The sequence below is a fragment of the uncultured Sphingomonas sp. genome (genome assembly GCF_964235535.1).
Classification (GTDB): domain Bacteria; phylum Pseudomonadota; class Alphaproteobacteria; order Sphingomonadales; family Sphingomonadaceae; genus Sphingomonas.
On sequence record NZ_CAXSBH010000049.1, the window covers coordinates 1 to 23,030 of the forward strand.

Annotated in this window: 19 protein-coding genes and 1 pseudogene; 13 read left to right on the top strand and 7 right to left on the bottom strand. The window is 67.9% G+C overall.

Annotation, left to right across the window (positions count from 1 at the left end):
• Positions 1-118 precede the first annotated feature (118 nt).
• The 5 genes from ACFE7F_RS12745 (at position 119) to ACFE7F_RS12765 (ending at position 7,721) form a co-directional block, all read left to right on the top strand.
• Positions 119-343: a DUF2188 domain-containing protein gene (locus ACFE7F_RS12745; protein WP_375404230.1), complete on the top strand. Its 225-nt coding sequence runs from the start codon at positions 119-121 to the stop codon at positions 341-343.
• Positions 344-345: 2 nt separating this feature from the next.
• Complete coding sequence (locus ACFE7F_RS12750; protein ID WP_375404231.1) at positions 346-984, top strand: hypothetical protein; 639 nt, start codon at positions 346-348, stop codon at positions 982-984.
• Between the two features lie 450 nt (positions 985-1,434).
• The gene (locus ACFE7F_RS12755) at positions 1,435-2,346 is read left to right on the top strand and encodes an S-4TM family putative pore-forming effector (protein ID WP_375404232.1); all 912 of its coding nucleotides are present in this window, start codon (positions 1,435-1,437) and stop codon (positions 2,344-2,346) included.
• Between the two features lie 96 nt (positions 2,347-2,442).
• Positions 2,443-5,982 carry an AAA domain-containing protein gene (locus ACFE7F_RS12760; protein WP_375404233.1) on the top strand — a complete coding sequence of 1,180 codons (3,540 nt, stop codon included), beginning with the start codon at positions 2,443-2,445 and terminating at the stop codon, positions 5,980-5,982.
• The gene (locus tag ACFE7F_RS12765) at positions 5,979-7,721 is read left to right on the top strand and encodes a phospholipase D-like domain-containing protein (RefSeq protein WP_375404234.1); all 1,743 of its coding nucleotides are present in this window, start codon (positions 5,979-5,981) and stop codon (positions 7,719-7,721) included. Before ACFE7F_RS12760 ends, ACFE7F_RS12765 begins: the two co-directional genes overlap by 4 nt.
• A 275-nt stretch (positions 7,722-7,996) precedes the next feature.
• Here ACFE7F_RS12765 and ACFE7F_RS12770 read toward each other — a convergent pair whose 3' ends face one another.
• The 4 genes and pseudogenes from ACFE7F_RS12770 to ACFE7F_RS12785 all read right to left on the bottom strand — a co-directional run bounded on the left by ACFE7F_RS12770 (position 7,997) and on the right by ACFE7F_RS12785 (position 11,383).
• Entirely contained in the window at positions 7,997-9,283 is a 1,287-nt protein-coding gene (locus ACFE7F_RS12770; RefSeq protein WP_375404235.1) for a tyrosine-type recombinase/integrase, read from the bottom strand.
• Between the two features lie 143 nt (positions 9,284-9,426).
• A complete protein-coding gene (locus ACFE7F_RS12775) occupies positions 9,427-10,299 on the bottom strand; it encodes a zinc ribbon domain-containing protein (protein WP_375404248.1) in 873 nt (290 codons plus the stop codon).
• 3 nt (positions 10,300-10,302) lie between these two features.
• Positions 10,303-11,193 (bottom strand): annotated as a pseudogene (locus ACFE7F_RS12780) (recombinase family protein); the annotation flags it as partial.
• On the bottom strand, positions 11,177-11,383 hold the full coding sequence (locus ACFE7F_RS12785; protein ID WP_375404236.1) for a hypothetical protein: 207 nt from the start codon (positions 11,381-11,383) through the stop codon (positions 11,177-11,179). The pseudogene ACFE7F_RS12780 and the gene ACFE7F_RS12785, both read right to left, overlap by 17 nt.
• Positions 11,384-11,478: 95 nt before the next feature.
• Between ACFE7F_RS12785 and ACFE7F_RS12790 the strand changes: the two genes are divergently transcribed.
• From ACFE7F_RS12790 to ACFE7F_RS12800, 3 genes are all read left to right on the top strand, one after another.
• The gene (locus tag ACFE7F_RS12790) at positions 11,479-12,003 is read left to right on the top strand and encodes a helix-turn-helix domain-containing protein (RefSeq protein WP_375404237.1); all 525 of its coding nucleotides are present in this window, start codon (positions 11,479-11,481) and stop codon (positions 12,001-12,003) included.
• 507 nt (positions 12,004-12,510) lie between these two features.
• Entirely contained in the window at positions 12,511-15,852 is a 3,342-nt protein-coding gene (locus tag ACFE7F_RS12795) for a hypothetical protein (protein ID WP_375404238.1), read from the top strand.
• Between the two features lie 96 nt (positions 15,853-15,948).
• Positions 15,949-16,446, top strand: a complete 498-nt coding sequence (locus ACFE7F_RS12800) for a hypothetical protein (RefSeq protein WP_375404239.1) — start codon at positions 15,949-15,951, stop codon at positions 16,444-16,446.
• A 284-nt stretch (positions 16,447-16,730) separates the two neighbouring features.
• Here ACFE7F_RS12800 and ACFE7F_RS12805 read toward each other — a convergent pair whose 3' ends face one another.
• Positions 16,731-17,048 (bottom strand): hypothetical protein, encoded by a 318-nt coding sequence (locus ACFE7F_RS12805; protein ID WP_375404240.1) that lies wholly within the window; start codon positions 17,046-17,048, stop codon positions 16,731-16,733.
• 69 nt (positions 17,049-17,117) lie between these two features.
• Here ACFE7F_RS12805 and ACFE7F_RS12810 point away from each other — a divergent pair, with 69 nt between their 5' ends.
• The 5 genes from ACFE7F_RS12810 to ACFE7F_RS12830 all read left to right on the top strand — a co-directional run bounded on the left by ACFE7F_RS12810 (position 17,118) and on the right by ACFE7F_RS12830 (position 20,286).
• Positions 17,118-17,309, top strand: coding sequence for a hypothetical protein (locus ACFE7F_RS12810; protein ID WP_375404241.1), 192 nt, complete (start codon positions 17,118-17,120; stop codon positions 17,307-17,309).
• A 335-nt stretch (positions 17,310-17,644) separates the two neighbouring features.
• A complete protein-coding gene (locus ACFE7F_RS12815; protein ID WP_375404242.1) occupies positions 17,645-18,004 on the top strand; it encodes a DUF1413 domain-containing protein in 360 nt (119 codons plus the stop codon).
• The gene (locus ACFE7F_RS12820) at positions 18,001-18,414 is read left to right on the top strand and encodes a hypothetical protein (RefSeq protein ID WP_375404243.1); all 414 of its coding nucleotides are present in this window, start codon (positions 18,001-18,003) and stop codon (positions 18,412-18,414) included. The genes ACFE7F_RS12815 and ACFE7F_RS12820 overlap by 4 nt, the downstream gene beginning before the upstream one ends.
• A gap of 509 nt (positions 18,415-18,923) precedes the next feature.
• Positions 18,924-19,148, top strand: coding sequence for a hypothetical protein (locus ACFE7F_RS12825; protein ID WP_375404244.1), 225 nt, complete (start codon positions 18,924-18,926; stop codon positions 19,146-19,148).
• 157 nt (positions 19,149-19,305) lie between these two features.
• Complete coding sequence (locus tag ACFE7F_RS12830; RefSeq protein ID WP_375404245.1) at positions 19,306-20,286, top strand: GGDEF domain-containing protein; 981 nt, start codon at positions 19,306-19,308, stop codon at positions 20,284-20,286.
• Positions 20,287-20,452: 166 nt separating this feature from the next.
• On the opposite strand, the gene ACFE7F_RS12835 is transcribed toward ACFE7F_RS12830, so the two are convergent.
• Together ACFE7F_RS12835 and ACFE7F_RS12840 are read right to left on the bottom strand one after the other, a co-directional pair.
• Positions 20,453-21,049 carry a hypothetical protein gene (locus tag ACFE7F_RS12835; protein ID WP_375404246.1) on the bottom strand — a complete coding sequence of 199 codons (597 nt, stop codon included), beginning with the start codon at positions 21,047-21,049 and terminating at the stop codon, positions 20,453-20,455.
• A gap of 1 nt (position 21,050) precedes the next feature.
• Positions 21,051-22,199, bottom strand: a complete 1,149-nt coding sequence (locus ACFE7F_RS12840; protein ID WP_375404247.1) for a hypothetical protein — start codon at positions 22,197-22,199, stop codon at positions 21,051-21,053.
• Positions 22,200-23,030 lie beyond the last annotated feature (831 nt).

Genomic DNA, 23,030 nt, shown 5'->3' on the forward strand with positions numbered 1-23,030 from the left:
CAAAGTTGGACGCCTATCCGCCCCGAACGGGGTCAACATTGCAGGCCGACTCACAATGTCCCTTCTAAACGCGTTGACGAAGCCCTATGGTGAAAAAGAATTTCGACGAGGTGAGGTCATGGCGAAGCCGGGTCAGCATGTGGTTCCGAACGGGTCCAAGTGGAGCGTCCGGCGTGCTGGCGCGTCCAAGGCGTCCGGTACCTTCACGACGCAGGGCGAGGCGATCGCCAAGGCTCGGGACACTGCGCAGAAGCAGAAGACGGAGCTCTTCATCCACGGACGCGACGGACGCATCCGGGAGCGCAACTCGTACGGGACCGACCCGCATCCGCCCAAAGGGTGAGCGTGGCCGAGCCGCCGTTCGAGCGGTCGGTCTTCATCAACTGCCCGTTCGACGAAGATTACGAGCCGATCCTTCAGGCCATTCTGTTCTGCGTCGTCTTTCTCGGCTTCCACCCACGCATCGCGCGCGAGCGCAACGACTCTGCCGAGGTGCGCATTGAGAAAATTGCCGCTCTCATCGAGGCCAGCAAGTTTTCGATCCATGATCTGAGTCGCGCCCAAGCCGCTAAGAAGGGCGAGTACTACCGGCTTAATATGCCGTTCGAGTATGGGGCCGACTGGGCTTGCCGGCGCTGGTTCGGTTTAGGGCGCGACGCTAAGCGCTTCCTCGTACTTGAGGAGAAACCCTATCGCTATCAGGCGGCCCTGTCTGATGTTTCCGGTTCCGACATTCAGTACCACGGCGCTAAGTTTGAGGTCGCCGTTCGTAAGGTCCGCAATTGGCTGGTCAGCGAAGCCGGCACCACTGCGCCCGGTGCCGCGAGAGTCCTCGCGCGCTATGTCGACTTCCAGGGCTGGTATTACGAGAGGCAGCTTGCCGCCGGGTTCTCCGAAGACGACATCAAGGACTACGATACCTCCGAGCTGCTGGGGGCAATGCTCGAATGGATGGAGGCGGGCCAACCCATCACGCCGACCTGACCTCTTCTCATGTGGCGAACCCATAATCGCGAGTAGCATCTTCTGCGCCGCTCATCGTCTCTCACCCGGTTCCGGCACGATGTCGACGTAGCGCCCCGCTTGGCGAAGCTGATGGACGATGCCGTTGAACGCGGCGGCGACGCCCTGCGCGCGCCCGATGTCGTTTGCCTGAGGACGGAAGTGATTTCGAAGTTCGGAGGCGTTTGGCGGCTAGCCTGCGAAATCCTAGGCGTCTACCTCCCATCATCTCTGGGGCACCCTTTCCAGGGTGGCGCACTACCGCTTTGTGGTATCCGCTGACGGAGCATGGTGAGCAACAACGCCTCGAGGCGGACGACCTTGATCGGGGTGTAAATTTTGAGAGAAGCGCTATCGAGTGATCCTGGCTGTCCTGCCGGCAAGCGGACTACGGCGGCCGGGAGCACCGATCGCGAAGATGACGGAGGACGCGTGAACGAGATACCTGATCGACAGAACAGCGATCGTTCGATCCGGCTACTTCGTGCGCGCAAGCAGGTCTACGCTGTGGCCGAACGCTTCCAGGTCGCTCAGTTGCTGGTGGTCGTCGCGTTGCCGATCATCGCGGCCGTGTTCGGCTTGGCGGTGCCGGAATATCGGGCGCACGTGGCGCTGCTGGCCCTGATCGCGACCCTGTCGGATCTCCTGTTCCTGGATCGCATGCAGCGCAATAAGCTGAAGCTAGCCGCGAAGCTGTCCGAGGTCTTCGACCATGAAGTCCTTGAACTGCCCTGGAACGAGTTTGTGGTGGGAAGACGACCCGATCCGGAAACAGAGATCGGTGCGGCGCGTCGGTGGCGGGGCGGCGACGATCGCCTCCGCGACTGGTATGCCCCGCGAGAGATCGGCCTTGCACCGTTGCATCTGGCCCGGATCATCTGCCAGCGGGAGAACCTCTGGTACGACAGCAATCTACGCAGGCGCACCGGCTACGCCCTGGTCTGGATCGCTTCCGGGGTTGGCCTGATGCTGCTCGCCGCCGGGATCGTTGCCAGCCTGTCCTTCGCCGACTTCGTCCTCACGATCCTCGTACCCGGTGCCCCGTTGATCATCTGGGCCTTGCGCGAATCATTCCGTCAGCAGGATGCGGCGGACGCCCTCGACCAGATCAAGACGGCCGCGGAGCAGCTCTGGTCGACCGTGGTCCATGGCGGCACCTCCCCCGCCGAGCTCGATGCGCGCTCGCGCGAGTTTCAGGACGCCATCTACGCCCGACGATCCAGCAACCCACTGCCGGTTCCCTTCATCTATTCCTGGGTCCGTGGCGGCATGGAGATTGAGATGAGGGAGGGCGCCGCGGCGCACCTCGCGCAGATCGGTGTGGGGACTTCCGTCCTGCGGTGAGCGGCCGAGGCGCGGTCCTGAGCTCGCGCGCACCGGGTTGGTCGACCATGATGATCTTCGGTTGCCTCCCGGCTCCCGAGCGTTGATGATCACCGGATGGCGCGACTTAGGGGGAAGGGCGGTCACACCCGTCCACTCGACGATTACGGGCTTGACGAGCAGTGGTGGCAGGTCGGCGACACCGCGTCGGCCCGCCCCTTCGTGGGTGGTGCGACTTTCCGACCGTCCGACACGCCGGTGGTCGTCAAGCAGTGGCCTCGTCGCATCGGATCCGACGACGCAGTGCTTCGGGAGATCTGGCACGACGAGGTCAGGCAACTCAATCGCCTCAAGGGCATGCCGCGCGCATCCGGTCTGCTGGCGACCCTGCGGGATTCGTTCGAGGACGAGCACGCCTTCACGCTAATCCTGGATTGCGGTGATCGCGTGCCGCTCGCGGTCGGCCTCGCCTCCCGTCGCGGACGCAGCTGGTACGCCTCGCCAAGGGGAGCGGTGTCCCGTCTCAGGCTGTGGCACGAGGTCTCCCGGCTGGCCGAGGCAATCGGCATCCTGCATGGGCAGGGCCTGCTGCACAGGAACATCGACGCCTGGGCCGTGATGACCGACGGCGGAGAGGATCCGGACTTCCTCCTGACGGGCTTCGAGTGGTCGATGCGGTTGGCCGCCGCGCCGCCAGCGCATTCGCGCAAGCCTCGGAGCACAGTGCACTCGTTCTACGAGGACTGGCGAGCGCTGGGGAATCTCGTCGCGTTAATCCTGGACATCGAGTCTGCTTCCGGCCCGCGCGAGCCATACCGGGCCGACCCCGCGGCGAACATCGACTTCCTCTCGGGTCCGGAGCGCGATCTTCTGCGCACCCTCGTGGCCGCGGACCCCATCGCGCGACTGGACTGCGACGTGGTCTCGGACCACGTCCGGAGAATCCTGCCTGCGCTGGAGCAGCAGCGTCTCGGCACCGAACCGAAGCTGATGCTCGCCCTGCAGCTTGATGCGGAACGCGACCTCTCCAAGCAGATACGCGCGGCCAGCGGGAACACGGTCGCACTGGGCGACTATCCGGCCCAGCTCGCCTTCATATCGGAGGCGCTCCTCGACCAGCCGCGGCTGGTGAAGACAAGCGGGCACGACGGTCGTGAGGGTTACAGGATCGTCTGTAACAGATTGAACCTGGCGGTCCGTCCGTTCACCAATCCGAGGACCCAGGAGCAGTCGTGGACCATGGCCCAGTGCGGGCTGCTCGAGCGCGACAGACCGCCGATGGCGCAGATCAAGGGCAGCGCGTCGCTCGAGGGGTTGCACATCGAGGTGATTACTCTCGGAGAGGCGAGACGTCGCGCGCCGCGCCTCCAGGGGCGGACGACCCGCTGGGACGAACTTATCGTCGTGGAACCGCTCGATCCATTGGTGGCGAGCATGAGGTCGAACACGAGGTATGCGGCGGCCATGCTGGTGCAGGTCGTGGACATGCTCTGGCGGGCGACCCAGATCTGGCCGGTCCGGCGCGTCTCCCTCGACATGAGCGGTACGGAGGCGGTCCTCGTCCTTGAGGGGCGCGAGGACCGCACGCTGTCGGCGCTGGCGTCCGCGATGGACCTGGCTGCGCCCGCCGCCCGGCTTCGCTCGGGCATATTGGGCGAGACGATCCGTCTTGACGGCGAGTGGCAGCTGTCGAACGAGCTCGCCGTGGGCCGCGTACGGGGAGGAAGGACGACCACCTGGCGCTTCTCCGAGGTGCAAAACTCGGGCACCTCGACGCGCTACGTCTTCCGCGCTCCGCGCAACCGCGCTGGACTGGACTTGGAGCACGACCTCTACCTGCGCCTCGGCGGAGCCGGCGACGACGCCCTCTCCGAGCGCAGGCTCAACGCGCTCCGCATCCTCCGCGACCACACCGAGCTGCTGGACGTGCTAGCAGACCCCGCTGGGGGCATCCGGCCGTCGCGAGACGATCCGGCCGTCGTCGAGGACCTCCGGGGCGATCTCGACGACTCGAAGTTCGATGCACTGCGGGGGGCGTGGGATCAGCTTCCGCTGTATCTCGTCCAAGGCCCGCCTGGCGTCGGCAAGACTCGCCTAGTGGAGGCCCTGGTGGAACGGCGGCTCGGCAGCGCGCCAATGGACCGCCTGCTACTTTCCGCTCAGAGCCATTCCGCCGTCGACCACCTTCTGGTCGAGGTAAAGGAGGCCCTGGCCGAACTCCCGGCGGAGAGTTCGGAGCAGATCTTTCCGCTGCGCTGCCGTCCGCTGGAAGCGGAGGCCCGCTCGGAATGGGATCGCGAGGCGCAGGCGCGGCGAATCGCCACCTCATTGTGCGGCAGCGACTTGGTCAAGGCCGCCTCGCCGAGTCTCCGCCGCAAGGTCCAGCAACTAAGCGAGCTGTACTCGAGCGCGGCGGAAGGGGGCGACGAGGACGGCGACGGCGAGGTCTCGCGAGTTGACCGTTCGTTCGAGAGCCTACTGCTGCGTTCGGCGAACCTGGTGTTCGCGTCGATTAATTCGGGAGATCTGGCCAGATTGCTCGAGGAGCGGGGTAGGTTCGACTGGTCCATGGTCGAGGAGGCGGGGAAGGCCACCGGCGTGGAACTGCTCACACCGCTGATGCTCTCCCATCGACGCCTCCTCATCGGCGACCATCAGCAGCTTCCCGCGTTCGAGGCGGATCGCCTGAAGGAGCTGCTCGCGAGCCCGGCGAGCGTGCGGAAGGCGCTCGTCGCCGGGAACCAGATCATCGCGCCGCTCTTCAGGAAGCTGGAGTTGGAGGAGGCCCTCGACACGCTTGGCGAGACGGTGGACGAGAGGACGTGCGCCGCGGCGGTCGAGATGCTGCTCCTCTTCGAGTCGCTGATCGTCCCCCACGTCCTTTCGGGCGCCAGGGACCAGGCGGGTCGGACGATCGGCAAGCAGCTGCTGGAGCAGCACCGCATGCACCCCGTGCTCGGCAGCATGATATCGGACGTGTTCTACGAGGGTGCCCTTCGCACCTATCCGCCTGCGGCCGAGCGATTTAAGAAACCCGCGCCGCTCCTCTCGGTCTCCCCTTCGCTGCTCCCCGACGATCCGCTCGTCTTCATCGACCTCGACTACGCCCCCGACGTCGTAGGCATGCGATCGCCGGAGCGGCAGCCGAGGTGGACCAATCCGGCCGAGGTGGACGCCGCATTGCGCGTCCTGTCGCTTCTCGAGGTGGTCGAGGGCAAGCACCCCAGCCTGGCGGTCCTCAGTCCTTACCGCCGACAAGTGGTCGCGCTCGAGAAGGCGATCGCGGAACGCGAGCAGGGCTTGGCGAACCTGGTCGGCTTCAAACCCAAGCTCGAGGGTTGGTGCGGCACCGTCGACTCCTTCCAGGGCGATCAGGCGGACTGCGTGGTGGTGTCGCTCGTGCGCAACAATGGGCGGACGGGCATCGGCGCGCTTGGCTTCCTCGCCGACGAACGCCGGTTGAACGTGCTGTTGAGCCGGGCGCGATGGAAGCTGGTCGTGATCGGAAGTCTTAATTTCCTTCGGGCCGCGGCGCCACGGGGCGAGGGTCCGAGCTTCCTCGACCGGTTCCTTGACTTCGTCGAGCCGCCGTCGGGCGAGCAGATCCCGGGTGTGGCCATCGTCCCGATGTCCAAGCTGTCGGGATGTTCGGCATGAGCGTCGTCAGGATCGCCATACCCGTTTCGGTGGGATCGGTGACCGTGCACGTCTCGAAGGGACGGCGCTGGAGTGTCGTCGAGCACCTCCTGCTCGAAGCCGTCTGCGCCGAGGCCCGGACGGCCTCAGAACTCGCGGTCGCTGGCTCCCTTCCCGAACGGATGGTGGTAGAGGCCTTCATCAACCTGATGAGGGCGGGATGGGTTGAGTTGAGGACGGAGGACCGGCGCAGCGTCTTCTGCGCCACGGCTGGCGGGCGCGACAATGTCCGTCGCGAGGAGCTTCCCGCGATCACGCGGTTGATCCGCAGACCGGTACGGTATGCGGTCGAGCGCGTGACGGGGTCGGTTCTCCGCTACCGGGAGCTCGACTTCATCTGGGCCTCTCTCCTCCGGCAGGCACCCGACCAGGTCGATCTCGTCGTCGCTGCTTCGCAATCACTGCCCGAGGTGCGCCAGCTGGACGCCATCGCGGCGATGCTGAACGAGGATGAGGAGTATCGCGGCGTGGTGGCCAGCTCCGCCAGGCACGGGGATGGCTTCGCCATCGTGTCGGTCGCGAACGGCAAGGCGCGGGGACTGCCAAACACGGCGCCGGACTCCTTGCGGAGCGCCCTCATCAAGGCGGCTGGTTCGTACCAGAAGACGGCCGCTCCCATACGACTGCAGACGGCTGCACCGCCGATGCGGCGCTTTCCTGCGAGAAGGGTCTCGTTCTCGATCGACGACGTTATCCTCGGCGGCGAGGCGCACAGGTCGCTGCTCAGCTCCGTCATCCGCACGGCGCGCTCCTCGATCGTGATCCACTCCACCTTCATCGGTCACGGAGATTTCATGGAGGTGGTCGGGCAGCTGGCTGCGGCGGCCAGGGACCGTGGCGTCAGGGTCGACATCTTCTGGGGCAAGTCCGACAAACGTGACGAGGAGAACGCTACGAGGACCGCGTGCGAGACGATCAACGCGGAGATGAAGCGGCAGGGCCTGTCCCACTTCGTCCGGGCTCACTCCTTCTCGACGCTGTCCCACGCCAAGCTGATCGTCGCTGACGATGGCGCGGACGGCTTCGTCGGCGTGGTGGGCTCCTGCAACTGGCTGTCGAGCGGCTTCTCATCGTTCGAGGCGTCCATCCGCCTGACCAACCGGTTGATCGTCAGTGACCTGATGGATGCCCTCGGGGAGATGGCGCACACGGTGACCGGCCTGAACGGAGGGGTCGCCGCGGAACTTTCGGGGCAGGCGATCAACATGCGGCGGCGACCGGGCCAGCCGGACACGGGAAGAGCCCAGCTGCGCTTGCTGCTCGGTCCGGAGCATGCCGAATGCGTGCTCGACGCCAGGGATGCGGCTCGCGAGACGATCACCATGGGCAGCCATAAGCTGGGGCTCACCGGCGTCGGCATATCGTTGCGGCCGATCGCGGCGGCTGTCCGCGAGAACGGCGTCTCCACGCGGCTGTTGTATGAGGAGCCTTCGTCGGACCTGTCGCAAGAGCAATGCGAGACCTTGACGAAGAAGGTCGAGGGCCAAGGCATATCGATCGAGCGTCGGCCGCCGACCGGCATGCATGCTAAGTTCGTGAGCTGGGACCAGAACGACCTGATCGTCACGAGCCAGAACCTGCTCTCGGCGAACCCGAGCGCGAACTATGCCGAGATCGGATTGCACATCCAGGCTCCTGGCATCGCACGATTGTTCGCCCAGCGACTTGACCGGCTCCTCATCGAGCCCATCGAACCCTGAACATGGTGCAGCGGCCGATGCGCGGCGTTAGCGATCGACCGGGCCATTTGTGAGGACGAGGCCACCGGAATGCGCCGGAAGCTCGTCCTCTCAAATTCCTATGTCGGCATCGATTAACAAGTGTCCGAAGTTGGCAAGAGAGAGGCGCGGTCCGGCCGTTCGCTTCTGGATCCTCTATATTCAAGGGATCAGGGAGGCAGACCGGACTCTTGAACTATTCAGCAGCGGATGATCGGAGTAATAATGGCCTATCACAGCTAAAAGCAGCTCTGCGGCTACGCTGCAATACGCATCTGTCCTTGAAACTTTGCCGACCTCATCTTCTTCGGAACAGGTGCGCTCAATGCGCGAGAGATCTCGGCCGAGACTTGCTCTGCAGCCACGACGAGCGCGCGGTCTAGATGGACATAGCCTTGAGTCACGCCGCGAGGTGCATGCCCAAGCAAGCCGGCGATGGTCAGTTCGGAAAAGCCGAGGTCGCCGGCAACGCTGGCGAAGGTGTGACGGAGCGCATGCGGCGTGACACCCGTCAGCTTCGCCCGCTTGCACACACGCTGGAGGACGCGCACCACACCGATGAAGTGGCCAGCACCGACATCGGCCGGGAAGACGTAATCCGACCCTTTCCGGTTAGGCTGTGCCTTGATCTCCTCGACTGCTGAGCGGCCGATCGCCCGGATCTGAAAATCGCTTTTCGTGTCGGGGAAGTAGACTGCTCCTTCACGGCCGTGGACCCAGGGCCGCTTGAGCCCCAGCCCCTCCATGCGCCGGAAGCCGGTAAGCAGGAGCACACGGATGGCACCGATCCCTGTCGCGTTCTCGTGATCGCCAGCCGCCTCGGTCATCGCCGCGCCGAGCCGTGCGATTTCGTCTAGGCTCAAGCGACGCTTGGCCTTCTTCGGCGAGGTGAACTTTCGTTGCCCCTCGGCCGGGTTGGCCTCGATCTGATTGAGTCGCTTCGCATGAGCGAAGATCGTGTGCAGCATGCCGGCCGTCCGGCCCGCGACGCCGGGGCCGCCGGTCGTGTTACCCCCCCGCGGTCCGGTTCGCGGTTTGGCCGTCTTCCCGGCGACGATGTCGGCCTGGAAGCCTTCCAAGTCCACCATCTTGAGGGTTCGGACCCGTCGACTGCCAATCAGGGGCTTTACGTGCGTGTTGATCCGGCCCTCGTCGAGCGTCAGCGTGGAGGCTTTGATCGGCCGACCTTTTCGGCCAAGGATGCGACCGGCCTTGGCGTTCTCCAGATACCAGTCGCATACCTCGGACACGGTCGGCGCGCCGCTCGCGGCTCGCTTCTCGGCCACAGGGTCCGCGCCTTTCGTCACGTCAGCGAGCTTGCCGCGCGCCAAGGTCCGTGCCTCGTCAGGGGTCAGCGTGCCTGCTTTGCCCAGCGTCAGTCGGCAGCTGCGACCGTCGGCGTTCCGATACTGGATCAGGTAGGAGATGGTGCCGCTAGGCTTAACCCGGACGCCGAAGCCGCGCAGCTCGCTGTCCCACGCCATTACATCCTGTTCAGACGCTGGCTTAAGCGTGTCGATGAAGCGCTTGGTGAGCTTGACCATAATGCCTCCCCTACTTACCCGACAAACCCTACCAGCCGGGTAAGCACGGGGTAAGCAGAATATATCCAACTCGGGCGAACTGGAGCGATCTCCAGAGTAGGCTAAGGCGTCATAAAAAGCAAGGAAAGCGAGTAGCTTGCATGCTAAGCGCTCGTGACATAAGGTGACGAACAATGGCCTCGGGGAAAGTTGCCAAGGTTGGGGTCGAGGGTTCGAATCCCTTCGCCCGCTCCATCGTTAACATACAACTTGACCGGCACGGCCTCGCCGGTGGCGAGCGCCAGCATCGCGCTCAGCCGGCCCGTCACGGTGATCGACACGCCCTTCGCGCCGTCCGCCGCCGGCGACACCGCCACATGGTCGATGAGCGCCCTGAGCTTGGGGATCGCCTCCAGCCGCGCCTCGGGGTTCTGCGAGATGCTGCCCAGGTCCGCCACCTGCGTGCGGTAGTCGGCGATGATCGTCGGGTGCAGCTCGACGACGGGCAGCTGCTCGATGTGCTGGATCTGCTCGGCCAGCGCGTCGCGCTCGGAGCGCGCCTTGGCCAGCACCTCCCTGATCTCCACGAATTCCTCCCCGCCGTTGGCCACCGCCATGACCAGCCGCTCGACCTTGGCGACCGCATCCTGGTGGCGCCCGCGCAGCTGCCCGCCTTCGCGCGCCAGCTCCCTGGAGCGGCGCGCGTGCTCGAGGTGGTACTCGCGGACGTAGGCCGACACGGCTTCCGGATCGAGCATCCGATCCCGAAGGCCCGAGAGGACGCGTCCCTCCATCAGCTTGGTCGATATCGTGCGGTTGTTCGGGCAGGCGGCGGCGCCGCCCTCTTTGAAACGCGAGCAGCCCCAGCGGTCGGGGCCGCGGACGGTCCATGCGCCGCCGCAGGTACCGCACGTGACGAGCCCGGACAGGAGGTGCTTCGGCCGACGCGAGCGCTCGGGCGGCCGCGACTGCGCCTCGCCCAACACTCCCTGCGCCGCCGCCCAGAGGTCGTCTTCGATGATGCGCAGATCGGGCACCTGCTCGACCAACCACTCGCTCTCCGGGTTGGAACGGATGAGCGCCTGCCGGGTGCGCGGGTCGACCACCTTGCGCGTGCGGTTGAAGACGAGCTGCCCGATGTATAGCCGGTTCTGCAGGATCCCGTTCTTCCGCTTGCGGTCGCCGTAGAGAGTGGACGCGCGCCAGTAGGTGATCACGCCCGTGCGCCCCTAAGGCGCGGGCACCCCGTCGGCGTTGAGCCGCTCGGCGATGGCGCGCGGGCTGAGGCCGGCGCCGTATTCGGTGAAGATGCGGCGGACGACGGGCGCCTGCTCCGGATGCACCTCGCGCAGGCCCCGGACCAGCTCGCCGCGCTCGTCAAGGCGGTTGGCCTTGCGATAGCCGTAGGCGATGCCGGCTGGGTGCCGCTTCTCGCGGACGACACCCTTCTGCGCGCGCTTAATCTTGAAAGCCAGGTTCTTGCTGAAGTGGCTGTCCATCAGCCCCTGGAACGCACCCGTGATATCGTTGACCTCGCCCTGGGCGAGCGTGAACAGGCGCGCGCCCGCGAACTCGATCCGTTCCCGAAAGGCGTATGCGTCGCCCTGATGCCGCGCGATGCGGTCCGTGTGCTCGGCGAGCACCTGGTCGACGCCACCGGCCTCCACGGCGGCGAGCATGTCGTTGAGCCCGGGCCGTGCCTCCCCGATGCCCGCCGAGCCGCGGATCGCCGCATCGGTGTAGGTGCCGACAACGGTCCAGCCCTCCTTCTCGCACCGCTCCTGGCAGATGGCGACCTGGTCACCGATGCTCCGGGCGTTCTGGAGCGTGGAGGAGAAGCGGGCGTAGATGACGGTCTTCATGATCCTCCAGGTCGCCTCGTGCGGCGCGCGGTCAGTCGTGACGCCGGAGCCTTCAGGGTGTCGAACCATTCAGCCCGTCGCCGGCTGCGGCCCGGGCGAGGTCCCGGGCGACGTTGGCGCGTGCAAGCGCCCTGACGAATTCGGCCAGCGCTGGGTCGAGCGTCGCCATCGGGGCGCCCCGTTCCGGTCGGTCGTCACCATGCAGGTTCGCGGGGCGAGATTGCACGATCGCGACTTGGTCTTCCAGCCGTTTCGACATGTGCCGGTTGTGGGACGGCGCGCGGAGCCCTACGCAACAACGTCACATCTTTCCTCCACCGGACCCTTGGACGCGCCATGCCGACGCCCGCTCGAATGAGACTGCCCCGGGGCTACGTCACGCTGCGGCCGGATCTCGGCGCGGTGCTCCGCGCCCGCCGCCGCGACGGCTACGGCAAGCAGCAGTCGGTGGCCGAAGCGGTGGGCGTCGCGCGGGAGACGCTGTCGCGGATAGAGGCGGGCCGGACGATGCCGCGGCCGGACACGCTGGATCGACTGCTGGCCGTGCTCGAGCTCGAGTGGGACGACGTGGCCGTTCGCGGCGACGGTGCCGGCCGCGCCCGCGTGTTCCGCGACACGTTCCGCGGCGAGGGCTGCTTCCGGCTTGGCCTGGCCGTCAGGGCCGGCCGGAGGCGGCTTGGGCTCGGTCTGCGGGAGGCTGGGATCGCCTGCGGCTTCTCGGCGTCGCAGCTGTCGCGTTTGGAACGGGGCGAGGTGCTGTCCGGCCGCGCGCTGCTCGCCGCGCCCGGGCAGGACGACGTCGCGTCGGAGAACAGGCGCATGGTGCTCGTACACCCCTTCCTGCGGCGGCTCGCCGCGGCCGGCTCGGGGGTGGATTGAAAACACGCCCTTGGGGCGTCGCACGCGGCACGACGCGGCGCAAATGCCGGGGCCGACGGACGGTTTGGCGCAGAAGGCGGCGACGTTTGAGGACTCCCGCGACCTGGTTGGTGCGAAGGCCGCCGCGATCAGGACGACGCCTCGTCAGCGCTTGATCCGGCGGCGTCGGCGAATGTACTTGCGACGCCTCCCCCCCCCCCCAGAGCATGCGCGGCCGGATGCGCCGGATGCGCCGGATGTGCCGGATGTGCCGGATGTGCCGGATGTGCCGGATGTGAGGGAGAACTGGACAATCACGGTTCGACCGGGCCATGGTGCGTTCCCGGCCTGTTCCAGGCTAGACGCGATCAGCATCCTAGTGACACATCCAACTTTATTCCAACCGACGGCACGACCGGCCGCGTCACGCGGCTTCGCCGACGCGGATCGCCTCACGCGAAACGGCGGCGCGCATCGCGGGGACGACGTGTCCGCCGTCGCACGCGTCCTATCCGGACAGGCGCGCTGATGGGGTCGAGCAACGTCATCGGCCTGCCACGGGACGACACCGACTTCGAGGACAAGTGCGTCCCGCTGTTCGCGGGCGTGGTCGGCGACCCCAACCTCAAGCGGGTCGCGACGTCGGGCAAGAACCAGGACGGCATCGACCTGATCGGCGCGCGCGACCGCGATCCCCGTCAGCCGGTGGGCGTGCAGTGCAAGCTCAAGACCAAGGGCGACAGGCTCACTGAGAAGGAGGTCCGTTCGGACGTCAGCCGCGCGCTCACCATCAGGCCGCCGCTCACCGAGATCTACGTCGCGACCACCGCCTCCGACGACATCGAGTACGACAAGCTCGCCCTCACCATACGCCAGGAGCAGCTGGCCGTCGGCCGCAAGGTGGACATTCAGATCTGGGGTTGGGACGAGCTTCAGCGCCGCATTCGCCGCGACCGGGACGCGCTGAACGCCTTCGACCCCGACCACAGCGCGTCGACCAACGAGCTGCTCAGCCTCGGTGCCAGGACGCTCGAAACCGGCCGCGAGGGCGTGGCGGCCATCGCCGTCGTGGTGGACCGGACGGCCGATCTGTCCGCCCAGCTCACCAGCGTCGCGGCGCTGATCTCGGGCGGCGACCCCGGCGGGCGGCTCGCCATCGACAGGCTCATGAACGAACAGGTCGACCGCATCCGCGATCTCCTGAACGAGGGCAAGCCCCGCACCGCACTGCCGCTGCTTGAGCGGATGGACGAGCAGCTGGCCGCCGACGGCTCGCCGGCGATCCGGGCGCGGGTCCGCGCGAACATCGGCTTCGCGCACCTGAGGCTTGGCGACGAACGCCGGGCGGCGGAGCTGCTCCTCGAAGCGCACGAGCTGAACCCGGAGGACGGCAAGGCCCAGGCCAACCGCCTCCTCGCCCTCGCCATCCGGGGCGATCCCGCCGCTGCGATGGCGGCCGCGCGCGACCTGCTCGCCCGCGACCCGGGGAACGCCTTGGCCGCCGCCAACGCCTACCAGATCGCCTCCATGGGCCTGGCGGACGATCCCGACGGGTTCGTGCCCGTGGAGCTGCTCGACGACGAGCAGGTGACGATCAACCGCGTTACCTGCCTGCGCGAGCGGGGCGGTCCCGAGTGGCGGGCCGCCGCCGCCGAGGCCGCCCGCCGGCTCCCGGGCAGCGGCGTGCTGGCGCGCTTCGCGGGCGAGGCCCTTCTGGAGCGCGCTTTCGAGGAGCGGGTCCAGGACGCGGAGCCGCTCGCCCCGGACGATCGCCGGTCGACGATCAACGACGCGGTGGCGCTCCTCCTGCCGCACTGGGAAGAGGTGCGGCGGTTCGAGAACGCGGAGCAGAAGGGCTGGCTCGGCGTCGGCCTGAACCTCATCACCGCATACCGCGCGTTGTGCGACCTGCCCGCCGCCGAGCGGATCGCGGCGCAGGTCCTAGTCATAGCGCCTGACGATCCCGACGCGCTGCTCGCCGCGGCGCACCTCGACATCATCGCCGACCGCGAGGTGGACGCGCTGGCCAAGGCGAGCGGTGCCCCGGACTCGCCGTCGCGCACGCTCGTGATGCTCATGGCGCTGGGCGGCACCGGCGACTGGGCCGGCGTCGTCGAGCTCGCCACGCCCGAACGCCGGGCGGCGGTGACGGGCATCGACCGCGAGCTCGTCGACGCCATGCTGCTGCGCGCGCGGTTCGAGACGGGCGCGGTCGCGGACGCGCCCGCGGAGGTCGAGGCGACGCTCGCGCCTTGGCCTCGCAGCGTCAACATGCTCGTGACCGCGACCGACGTCGCCCGCCGCCACGCTCCGGAACTCGTCGCCGGCCTGCTCGCCCGGACGATCGCCGCGCTCGGCCCCGACACGCGCTCCTCCGAGCGCGTCATGCTCGCCGAGCTCGCGCTCAAGCGCGACGACTACGAGACCGCCATCCTCGCGCTCGACGGGCACGTCTCCACCGAGCGCCACAGCGACGCGCTGCTCTGGCTCGCCCTGGCTTTCGCCAACGCCCCCACCCGACCAAGAACGCACGCGTTCGTCACGTCGCTCGCCCCCGAGCTTCTGGCCCAGTCGCGCTACGCCCGCCTGGCGGGTGCGGCCGAGAGCGCGCGCGGCGACCTCCCCGCGGCGGAACGACACTTGCGCGCCGCCATCGCCGACGATCCCGTCGACCTGCGGGCCCACATGATGCTGCACAGCGTGCTCATGCGCGCCGACCGCGGCGACGAGGCGGCGGCGCTCGTCCGCGACTTCGACGAGCAGGCGGCGGAGGGCGCGCCCATCGACCTGATGCGGCTCGCGACCATCCTGCGCCACCACGGTGAGGGGGCCAGGGCGCTCGCGCTCGGCTTCAAGGTCGCGTCGGTCAACCGGGACGACCAGGAGGTTGTGGAGGCGTATCCGGCCCTGGTCTTCTTCAACGAGCAGCTTCCGGCCGAGGTCTCCGCGGGCGGCACCGCGGCACCGGGGTGCTGGTTCGACCTGGAGGGCCTGGGCGGTCCCGACGCGTCCGGCATCGTCCAGGACGGGCCGACGCCCGAGGTGCTGAGCTACGCCCCCGATCACCCGCTTTCGCGCGCGGTGCTGGGCAGATCGGCCGGCGACGAGGTGATCCTGCCGCAGGGCATCGGCCCCGAGCGGCGCTACCGCGTGCGCGAAGTGACGCACCGCTACGTCTGGCTCCTCCACGACATCACCCGCTCGCACGCGGCGCGCTTCCCCGAATCGGTCTCAATGGCCGAGATGACCATGCAGGGCGAGGACATCGAGCCCGTCCTCGACATGGTGCGGCGCACGAGCGGGCAGGGCGCGAACATCGTCGAGACCTACGGGAAGCTGGCGCTCCCTCTCGAGGTGCTGGCGGGCCTAAACCACAGGAGCGTCCTCGCAGTCGCCGAGCTGATCGCGCAGGCGGGCGGCGAGGTCCGCACCTGCGTGGGGACGAGCGACGAGCGGGAGGACGCGGGCCGGCGGGCGCTCAGGTCCAAGGGCCGGGGTGCCGCGCTCGACACGCTCACCGCCTGGTGCGCGCACCTGACCGGGCTGCTGCCCGCGCTGGAGGCGCACTTCGGCCATCTCGCCATCGCGCAGTCCACGCTCGACGACCTGCTGGAGCTCCGTGAGAAGGAAAGGCCGAACGTCGGGCGCGAGTACATGACGCTCGGCTTCGAAGGCGAGCAGGCGGTGCGCCAGATCCACACGCCGGAGGACACGGCCAGGCGCATCGCCGCCTTCGACGACGGGCTCGCCGCCCTGCGGCGGCACTGCCGGGTCCTGCCCGTCGACGGCTCCGACGACCACCGGCTCGCCGTCATCGTCAATCGTGACGTCGTGCGGCGCATGCTGGATCCCGTGCTCCTGTCCAGGTAGCACAACCTCTACCTGCTCTCGGACGACCTGCACCTGAGGCAGCTCGCGGCCGGTTACGGCAGCGGCAGGAGCGGCTGGCTGCAGGTCGTCGCCGGCATGCTCGTCGCCGTGGGCGCGCTTCCCCGCCTCGATTACGCCCGGTGCGTGGGCCATCTCGCCGCGATGCGGCACGACCATGTCTCGCTGGACGGCGACGTCCTGGTGCAAATGCTCGCGATGGACGATCCCCGCGCCGAAGCCCTTTTCGACGCGGCCATCCACTACATCGGCGGGCCCAAGGCCGAGATCGCGTCCCACGCCGCCGCGACCGCCGGGTTCATGACGCGCATCTGGGGGACGGAACTGCCGTCATGGCGCATGGGCCGAGGCTGCGGGAAGCTGATCGAGAAGCTGCTGCGGCTGCGCGGCGAGCATTGGCGACAGGTCCTGGGGCTGCTTGACCGCCTGCTCGCGGCCGAGCGCGTGACGGCGACGGCCAGAGGCGACCTCGCCCGCGCCTACCTGCGGGACTGGGTCCGCGGGCACTTCCTGGACCGTGCTCCTGCAACGGCCAGGCGTCACGCGCGTCGAAAGGCGCGGCGCGGAGTCCGATAGGCGGCGGTCGATCCGGTCGAATGGGCGGGGCACCTTGCATGAACCACCGTCGCTGAACGCCAATCCCCGCCGATCCGCAAGCGGCGAAGCTGATCGTACTCGTATGGGTATAGCTCCTCGCCGACGCGCTGCCGCCAGGGCTGCGCCTCCCACGTGCCGCCGTCTACCCAGGCCCTCAGCTCGCGCTCTCGCCCGAAGGGTCAGGAACGTTCACTGACGCGCTCGCCAACGCGGGCGATCAAGGCAGCCATCGCCAGCTTCAGGCTGCGAGCGAGCACGTCCCTCTACATCGCCGGCCGGGCCTCCCAGGCGGTGGCGACGCGATCGGGGACGCCCCGGTCGGCGGCCAGTGCGCGGGCGGCGCTCATGCCGGAGTCGGAGTCCGTTTGCGCCGGGCTCGGGATGTGGCCGCCGCCCAGACCGTCCCACGTGTCGGTCACCAATCGGGCGAAGAGGCCGATGACGACGCGCTCGTCGCGGTCCAGCAGGTTGGACAGCTCGCGCCGGCACGACGCGACCTGGTCCCGGAAGACGACCGTGCGGCGCGAGGTGCGCGTGAGCGCGGAGAAGTCGGCCGGCGCCAGGCTCACCGTCTCGCTCACCGACGTCGCTCCCCGCGCGCCCGATGCCGGGCCGAACCGCCCGCCGGTCCGAGCCCCGACGAACGCAGCGTGACGGGGCCGGAGCGGTCCTACGCGGGCGAGCCAACCGGCCCCGGCCGGGCGCTCGCCGACGCCGGTGCGGTGCCGGGCGGGCTTCACACCTACTTGAGCCTGAAGCATGGCATGCCGCTGCCGGGGGACACGCGCGAGTCCGGCCTGCGCTGGCTCGTCGAGGCCGAGCGGACGGAGATGCTGATCTGATGCAAGCTGGGGGCGAGGACGGCGGGCCAGCCCACCCAGCGCAAGATCGACCGCAGGAGACTTGCGAGCGACCGCTTCGGCGACCGGCCGCACCCTCCACGCCGATCTTTCACTCGATGAACGGAAGTTCTCCTGTCCGAGCGAGCGTGGCGGTATCCCCACCGTCATCCATGACGACCGAGATGGGGCGATCGGTCGCCACACGTCAGAACGGAGTAGCACCGAGCGGAAAGGTGCCGCCGCGAGGTGCCGCCGCGAGGTGCCGCCGCGCGGTCATCACCTTGACAACGCCGGTCCATATCATACGTGCATCAAACAATAAAGGCGCTCATGATATGAAAGTCATCAAGACGATCATCGACGACGAGACTTACGCGTCCCTTGCGCGCAAGCGGAAGAGGGCGGGGGTGCCCAGCATCTCGGCTCTGTTCCTGAGAAACTGCAACGAGTTGACGGACGAGAAGGAGGCCGGGGAGATCGTGCGGCAGGCGATGAAGGCCGCGGCTAAGATGGACCCCGGTTCGGAATTCAAGTTGCAGGACCTTTTCACCACCAGGCACTGGGAGGGCTTCAGCAAAGGCGCGCGCCTGCGCGGCGGCCGTATGTTCAAGGCAGAGGTCGACGGCGCGAGGGCGGGTATCCGCACGGTCCGCAAGTCGTCCTCCAATCACCAATTCTACGTGCGCGCCGCATGACGACGGGCGGCGGAAGGGCGGCAGGCGTAATCCGAAAGATCATGGACATCGTTGCCGGCGAGGAGGACGGCGTCCCGCTTATCGCCGCCGTCACGGTGACTCGGGATGGCGCGACATACCAGCGGCTCGACGAAGGCAAGTGGATTAGCGGGCGCTTCGACCGGAACATCCGCATTGACCAGCCTTCCCATATGGCCGGTGGCGGCAAGGTCCACGCCCACATCCTCGGCCGGAAGGGCGACGAGGTCGTGGTCGTCAACATCGACGGCACTGGCAGCCACGGATCGAAGGGCATCCTGCATCCTCGTGACGCCGATGCGCTGCGTGGGCGCGGATTTGACATCCCCGATGACCGGATCGTCGAGTGGATGGTTCTTCCCGATGCTGGGCTTGAACTGCTGCTGGGTTAGCGGAGCGCCCGATGGAGCGGCTGGCAGGCCGGTGTTCGCCGCAGCGCGGTGAGCGGCACGACTCGGGTCGACCGTATCGAAGTCCTTAACGCCCGCGCTATAACTTCGAACCGCGCACGAACCTATTCGTGCGCCGGTGCGTGGAAACCTCGAATCGAGAGCCGGCCGAGAGGCAAAGGTCGCAGGACCCATTCTGTGACCGGGTGGCGGACGCGCATGTCCAGGCCGCCCGGCTAAAGGCGTTCGCGCCTGTCTCGTTTCAGGTTTCCAACATCCGGTTCAGAGGGCCGGCATCCCCGTTCATCGAAGATGCCGCCGGCTGTCTGGACGACGCCGCCGCGGCTGCGGGGAGCGTGCGATGTGGGGTTACCTGATCGGCCTGATCTCGAGCGCCCCGGGGGGTGTTCGCGATCGTCGTCGCCAGCTTCGTCGGCGAGCTGCTCCTCGGCCGTGTCGGAAGTCAGCTGGTCCCGGTCGGGCTGATGATCGCCGCCTTCGTCTAGCCGCGGGTGAGCATGTGGCTGGAGAGCGTGCTGTTCGCCACTCGCTTCATCGGCTTGCTGGGAGCGGCCTTCCACCTCGGCCTCGTGCCGATGCTGGTGGGAAGGATCGGCGATCCCGGGCTCGCCGGCGTCCTGCTCGTTCTGGGCCTGGCCGCGTTATTTCGGATCAGGGCGCTTCTGAAGGCGGGGAAGATATGTCCGGCGGCGATCGGCACCGCCACGGAGAACTGAGCGGGGATGGCGGGTCGACGGCGATCGCGGCGCGCCGTCAGATGGCAAGCTTTGCGACGATGGCGAAAGATTACGGGACGACCGACCGATCTCGCGCTTGTAATGCGGATCGATCCGCGCAGGCGTATGGGCAACGGTTCAGAACGGGGTGACCTCGATGGCGAGCGGCAGGAAGCAGGACGGAACCGGCCACCGGGTGCTGCGGTATCTCGACGAGCACCGGCTCGACCACACGCCCGAGCACTACAGGTTCGCGCACCGCGTCCTGTTCGGCCGCGATCAGGCATTGCGCGACAACGTCGACCAGATCACCGACGGGGGCGTCCGGATCACCCCGGATCAGGTGCGCGAGCTCGCGCCCGATCAGGTCGGCGCGGGCAAGGCGATCAGGGACATGGCGCCCCAGCTGGACGGCCTGACTCTCAGGGTGCTGGACATAGCCGGCGAGGCCGCGAACGCCACGGGCGATCTCAACCGCGATTTGATCACGACTATGGCGGCGATGCTGGATCCTAAGGGAGCCGACGTACGCCCGATCATCACGGCGGTGATCGACCGGACGGCCGGTGCCGAGGTTCGCTTGCGCGAGGCGGTCCGCCAGGCCCGGCAGCTGCGCGAGGACCTGAACGCACTTCACGACGACACCTCGCGCGACCGCCTGACCGGGCTGCTCAACCGCGCCGCCATGGAGCGGCGTCTCGCCGAGGCGGCGGCAGGGCCGGAGGGTTGCTCGGTCGCGATCATCGACGTGGACCGGTTCGGGACGATCAACGACCAGTACGGCCGCGCGGTCGGCGACCGGGTCCTGCGCGCGGTTGCGCAAACGCTGCAGGAGAGCTGCTCGGGGCAAACTAGCGCCCGCTGGGACGGGAACGCGTTCATGGTGCTGTTCGAGGCCATGAACCCAACGGATGCGACGGACCTGCTGGAAACGGGGCGTGAGGCGCTGACGGCGCGGCGCATGAAGTTGCGCGAGAACGACAAGCCGCTCGGGATGGTGAGCTTCTCGGCGGGCGTCGTATCCTCGCGATCCCGGGGACCGGCCGCGATCGTCGAGGCGGCAGCGCAGCTGGTCAGGCAAGCGAAAGATCGCGGCCGGAACACCGTCGTGACCGAGAAGGCTGCGGTCGGCCTCTGAGGCTCCCGATGGTGCGTCCACGTCGACCGACGCGTCCACGGGCGGGAACCGGAAGCGTGCGGCCACCATCGGCCGAGGCCGGACAAGCGGGCTAGCAGTCAGAGAGCCATGGGTCGCATCCGGGGAGGACCCGCGCGCTGCGGGGAGGCAGGTACCCGCGAAACCTTCAGGGAACCGCGACTTGGCGCATTGATGCGTTGCCGCCGCCGTCCGACATCTCGACAAGCAGCATCGACGGAGCGCCACGACGCCATCCGATGATATCGGCTTCGCGAGAGCCGATGCCCTTCGCGTCGGCGAAGCCCGGTCGACGGTCCACCGCAACGACGGCGTTGCCCAATGGCGTGACCTCCTCGCCGGGGGCGAGCCGGTAGCTGACAACCGTCAGCCGGCCGCCGCTGGGCGACAGGCAATCGGCCGCGTTGGTTGCATGGAGCCGTAGCGCCTGCTCCTCGCGATCCGCCCGCCACGTCCACAGCAGCCGTCCGTTGCCGGCGAACCGTCGCAGCCTCGTGAACGGACGCGCCGCCGACGCCCAGGCGCAGCTCCCGCGACGCGCCGGCGTCTCCGCGAACGCGCCGCGCTCCTCCTTCGCCAGCCTCGCGTCCGCGACGAAGCGGTCGGCCACGATCCGGCCGCCCGTGCGGACGCGGCCCACGACGCTGGTCACGCCGCCAGGCGGACCGATCGTCGACCAGACCGCCGCAGCTGGCGCGATCGGCTGCGCGGCCGTCGCAGCCGCAAGGAGGAAGGCGAGCGTCACGTCAGCGCGGGGCCGTCACGAACGAGCCGGGCGCCGCGCTGAGCCGGGTGCCCTCGCCGACGATGTGGGCATGACGGTCGACCGGATGCGTCATGCCGGATCCGATCCGCTGGCTCTGATAGGCCGTCACGATCAGCGGCTCGTAGTTCGCGCGCTGCTCCGCCGTCCACCGCGCCGGATCGCGCGGGGCCGCCGGATCGGCGGCATGAAACCTGTCCAGGGCCGCGCCCAGGCTTCCGGCGACCCTCCCGGGCCTGTTGACGTGCTGGTCGAGGACGAGCGCCGCGCCCTGTTCGCTCGTGATGTAGGCGGAGGCGGGACGGGTGTAGCCGGCCCCGCGCGGCACGACAGCCATTGCGGTTTCGAGCCGCGACGCGAAGTCTCGGATTTGCTGCGCCTGGAAGGCGGGATCGCGGCCGGCGTCGAGCAGCGGGTCCAGCGCCTTGTTCCAGTGCTCCGGGTTGGCGCGGTCCTTGATGTACGCCTCGGTCTGGGCGGCCGTCATCGTCCGGCCGTCCACGGTGAGGCGCATGGCGAAGTCCGAGGCGGTGTTGCCCTTGCCGACCCGCTCCACCGTCCAGCCCCGATCGGCGAACAGCGACCGGTACTTCTGGGGTTCGGCCTGCCTGAAGTCCCAGACCTGCTTGGGCAGCTCGCCCGTGCCCGCCGAGTTGATGGTCTTCTGCATCGCGCCGAGCGTCGCGATCTCGCTGTCGTAGGCCTGGACGGAGTCGAGCCGGCCTTCGTTGTTCGACATGCGGCTGATCACCCGCTGCTCTGACGCCGTCACCTGGCCCGACCTGACGAGGTCGTTCCACGCCGGGCTGTTCGAGATGCGTGCGGTCTGATCGGAGTCGGGTCGTATAGAATAGGCCGGACCGCCGCCCTGGCCGTAGCGCATCCAGACCGGCACGTCGAAATCGGCCTTTTTGAGCGCCTGGGCGACCCTGGAGACGTCGCCCGTCCTGCCGGCTTTCATCATCGCGCTGAAGAGCGCGTCGCGCTGGGCGGGATGCTGGCGCGCGTACACGGTCAGCGAGGCCACGTCGTCGTTGGCGGCGCGTGTCCGGAGATCGCTCGAGCCGCCCGGCGGCGGGGCTGCGGTCGCCAACGTCGAGACGGAGGCGAATACGGACGAAAGACCGGTCATGGGCGTTCTCCAGCAGGCACGAGGTAATTTCTAGAGCCCCCGGGCGACGTCCACCATCCGCGATTCGCTTACCTTCGTTGCACAGCTGTATCGAAGTTCGACAGGGACCGGGATCGACGCAGTTGCATCACCCGATCGCCACCGTCGCGCGGCCACTCGGGCCGGGCTGCCTAGGCCGTGCCGTCGTTCGGCGGTACGCTCGGCTTCGGCGACTTGCTGTTCCCGCTATGCGGTGTGCCGCAACCAGCGCTCGGACCCATCTAGTCGTGCGCGCGTGGTCGTAAAGGTCGCGCTTCGGCAACGAGTAGGTCACCTCGCGGTCGGCGAAGCCGAACGAGACCCGACAGATGTCGCTTGTCGAAATGCAAGTCGCGAACGAGAGCGAAGGGGAAGACGTCACTCCGCGATAGTTCTCCCCCATCAGGTCCAGGCCGTCGATGACGACCGGCGGGCGCGATCGCGCGGACGTGTCTGGAGTCCGGCTCAATGAGAAATCGCGGACGCGGACGATCTGCTGCGGATCCATAAGCCTCGAGATCTCGCGATGACGATCGCGGAGGCCTCCGCGATTGGTGGCGTTGCCGTAGATGTCGATCTGGAGGTCGCGACCACGGTAGGAGCTTGCGTACCGACTGGCAGCCAGATCGCGCCTGTCCGCGTGGGCTTGCTTGAGCAGGTCGCCGATCGGACGGAGAAGGGTTCGCCGTCGCGAGAGGGACGCCTGCGCACCATAGCGCCATGGAAGGCGCGCGGTTCAGGGCGCTTCCGAGGGTTGGGCTGTCAACCGGCGCGGGATCTTGACCCCGGATCGGCGTCCAACATTGACCCCGC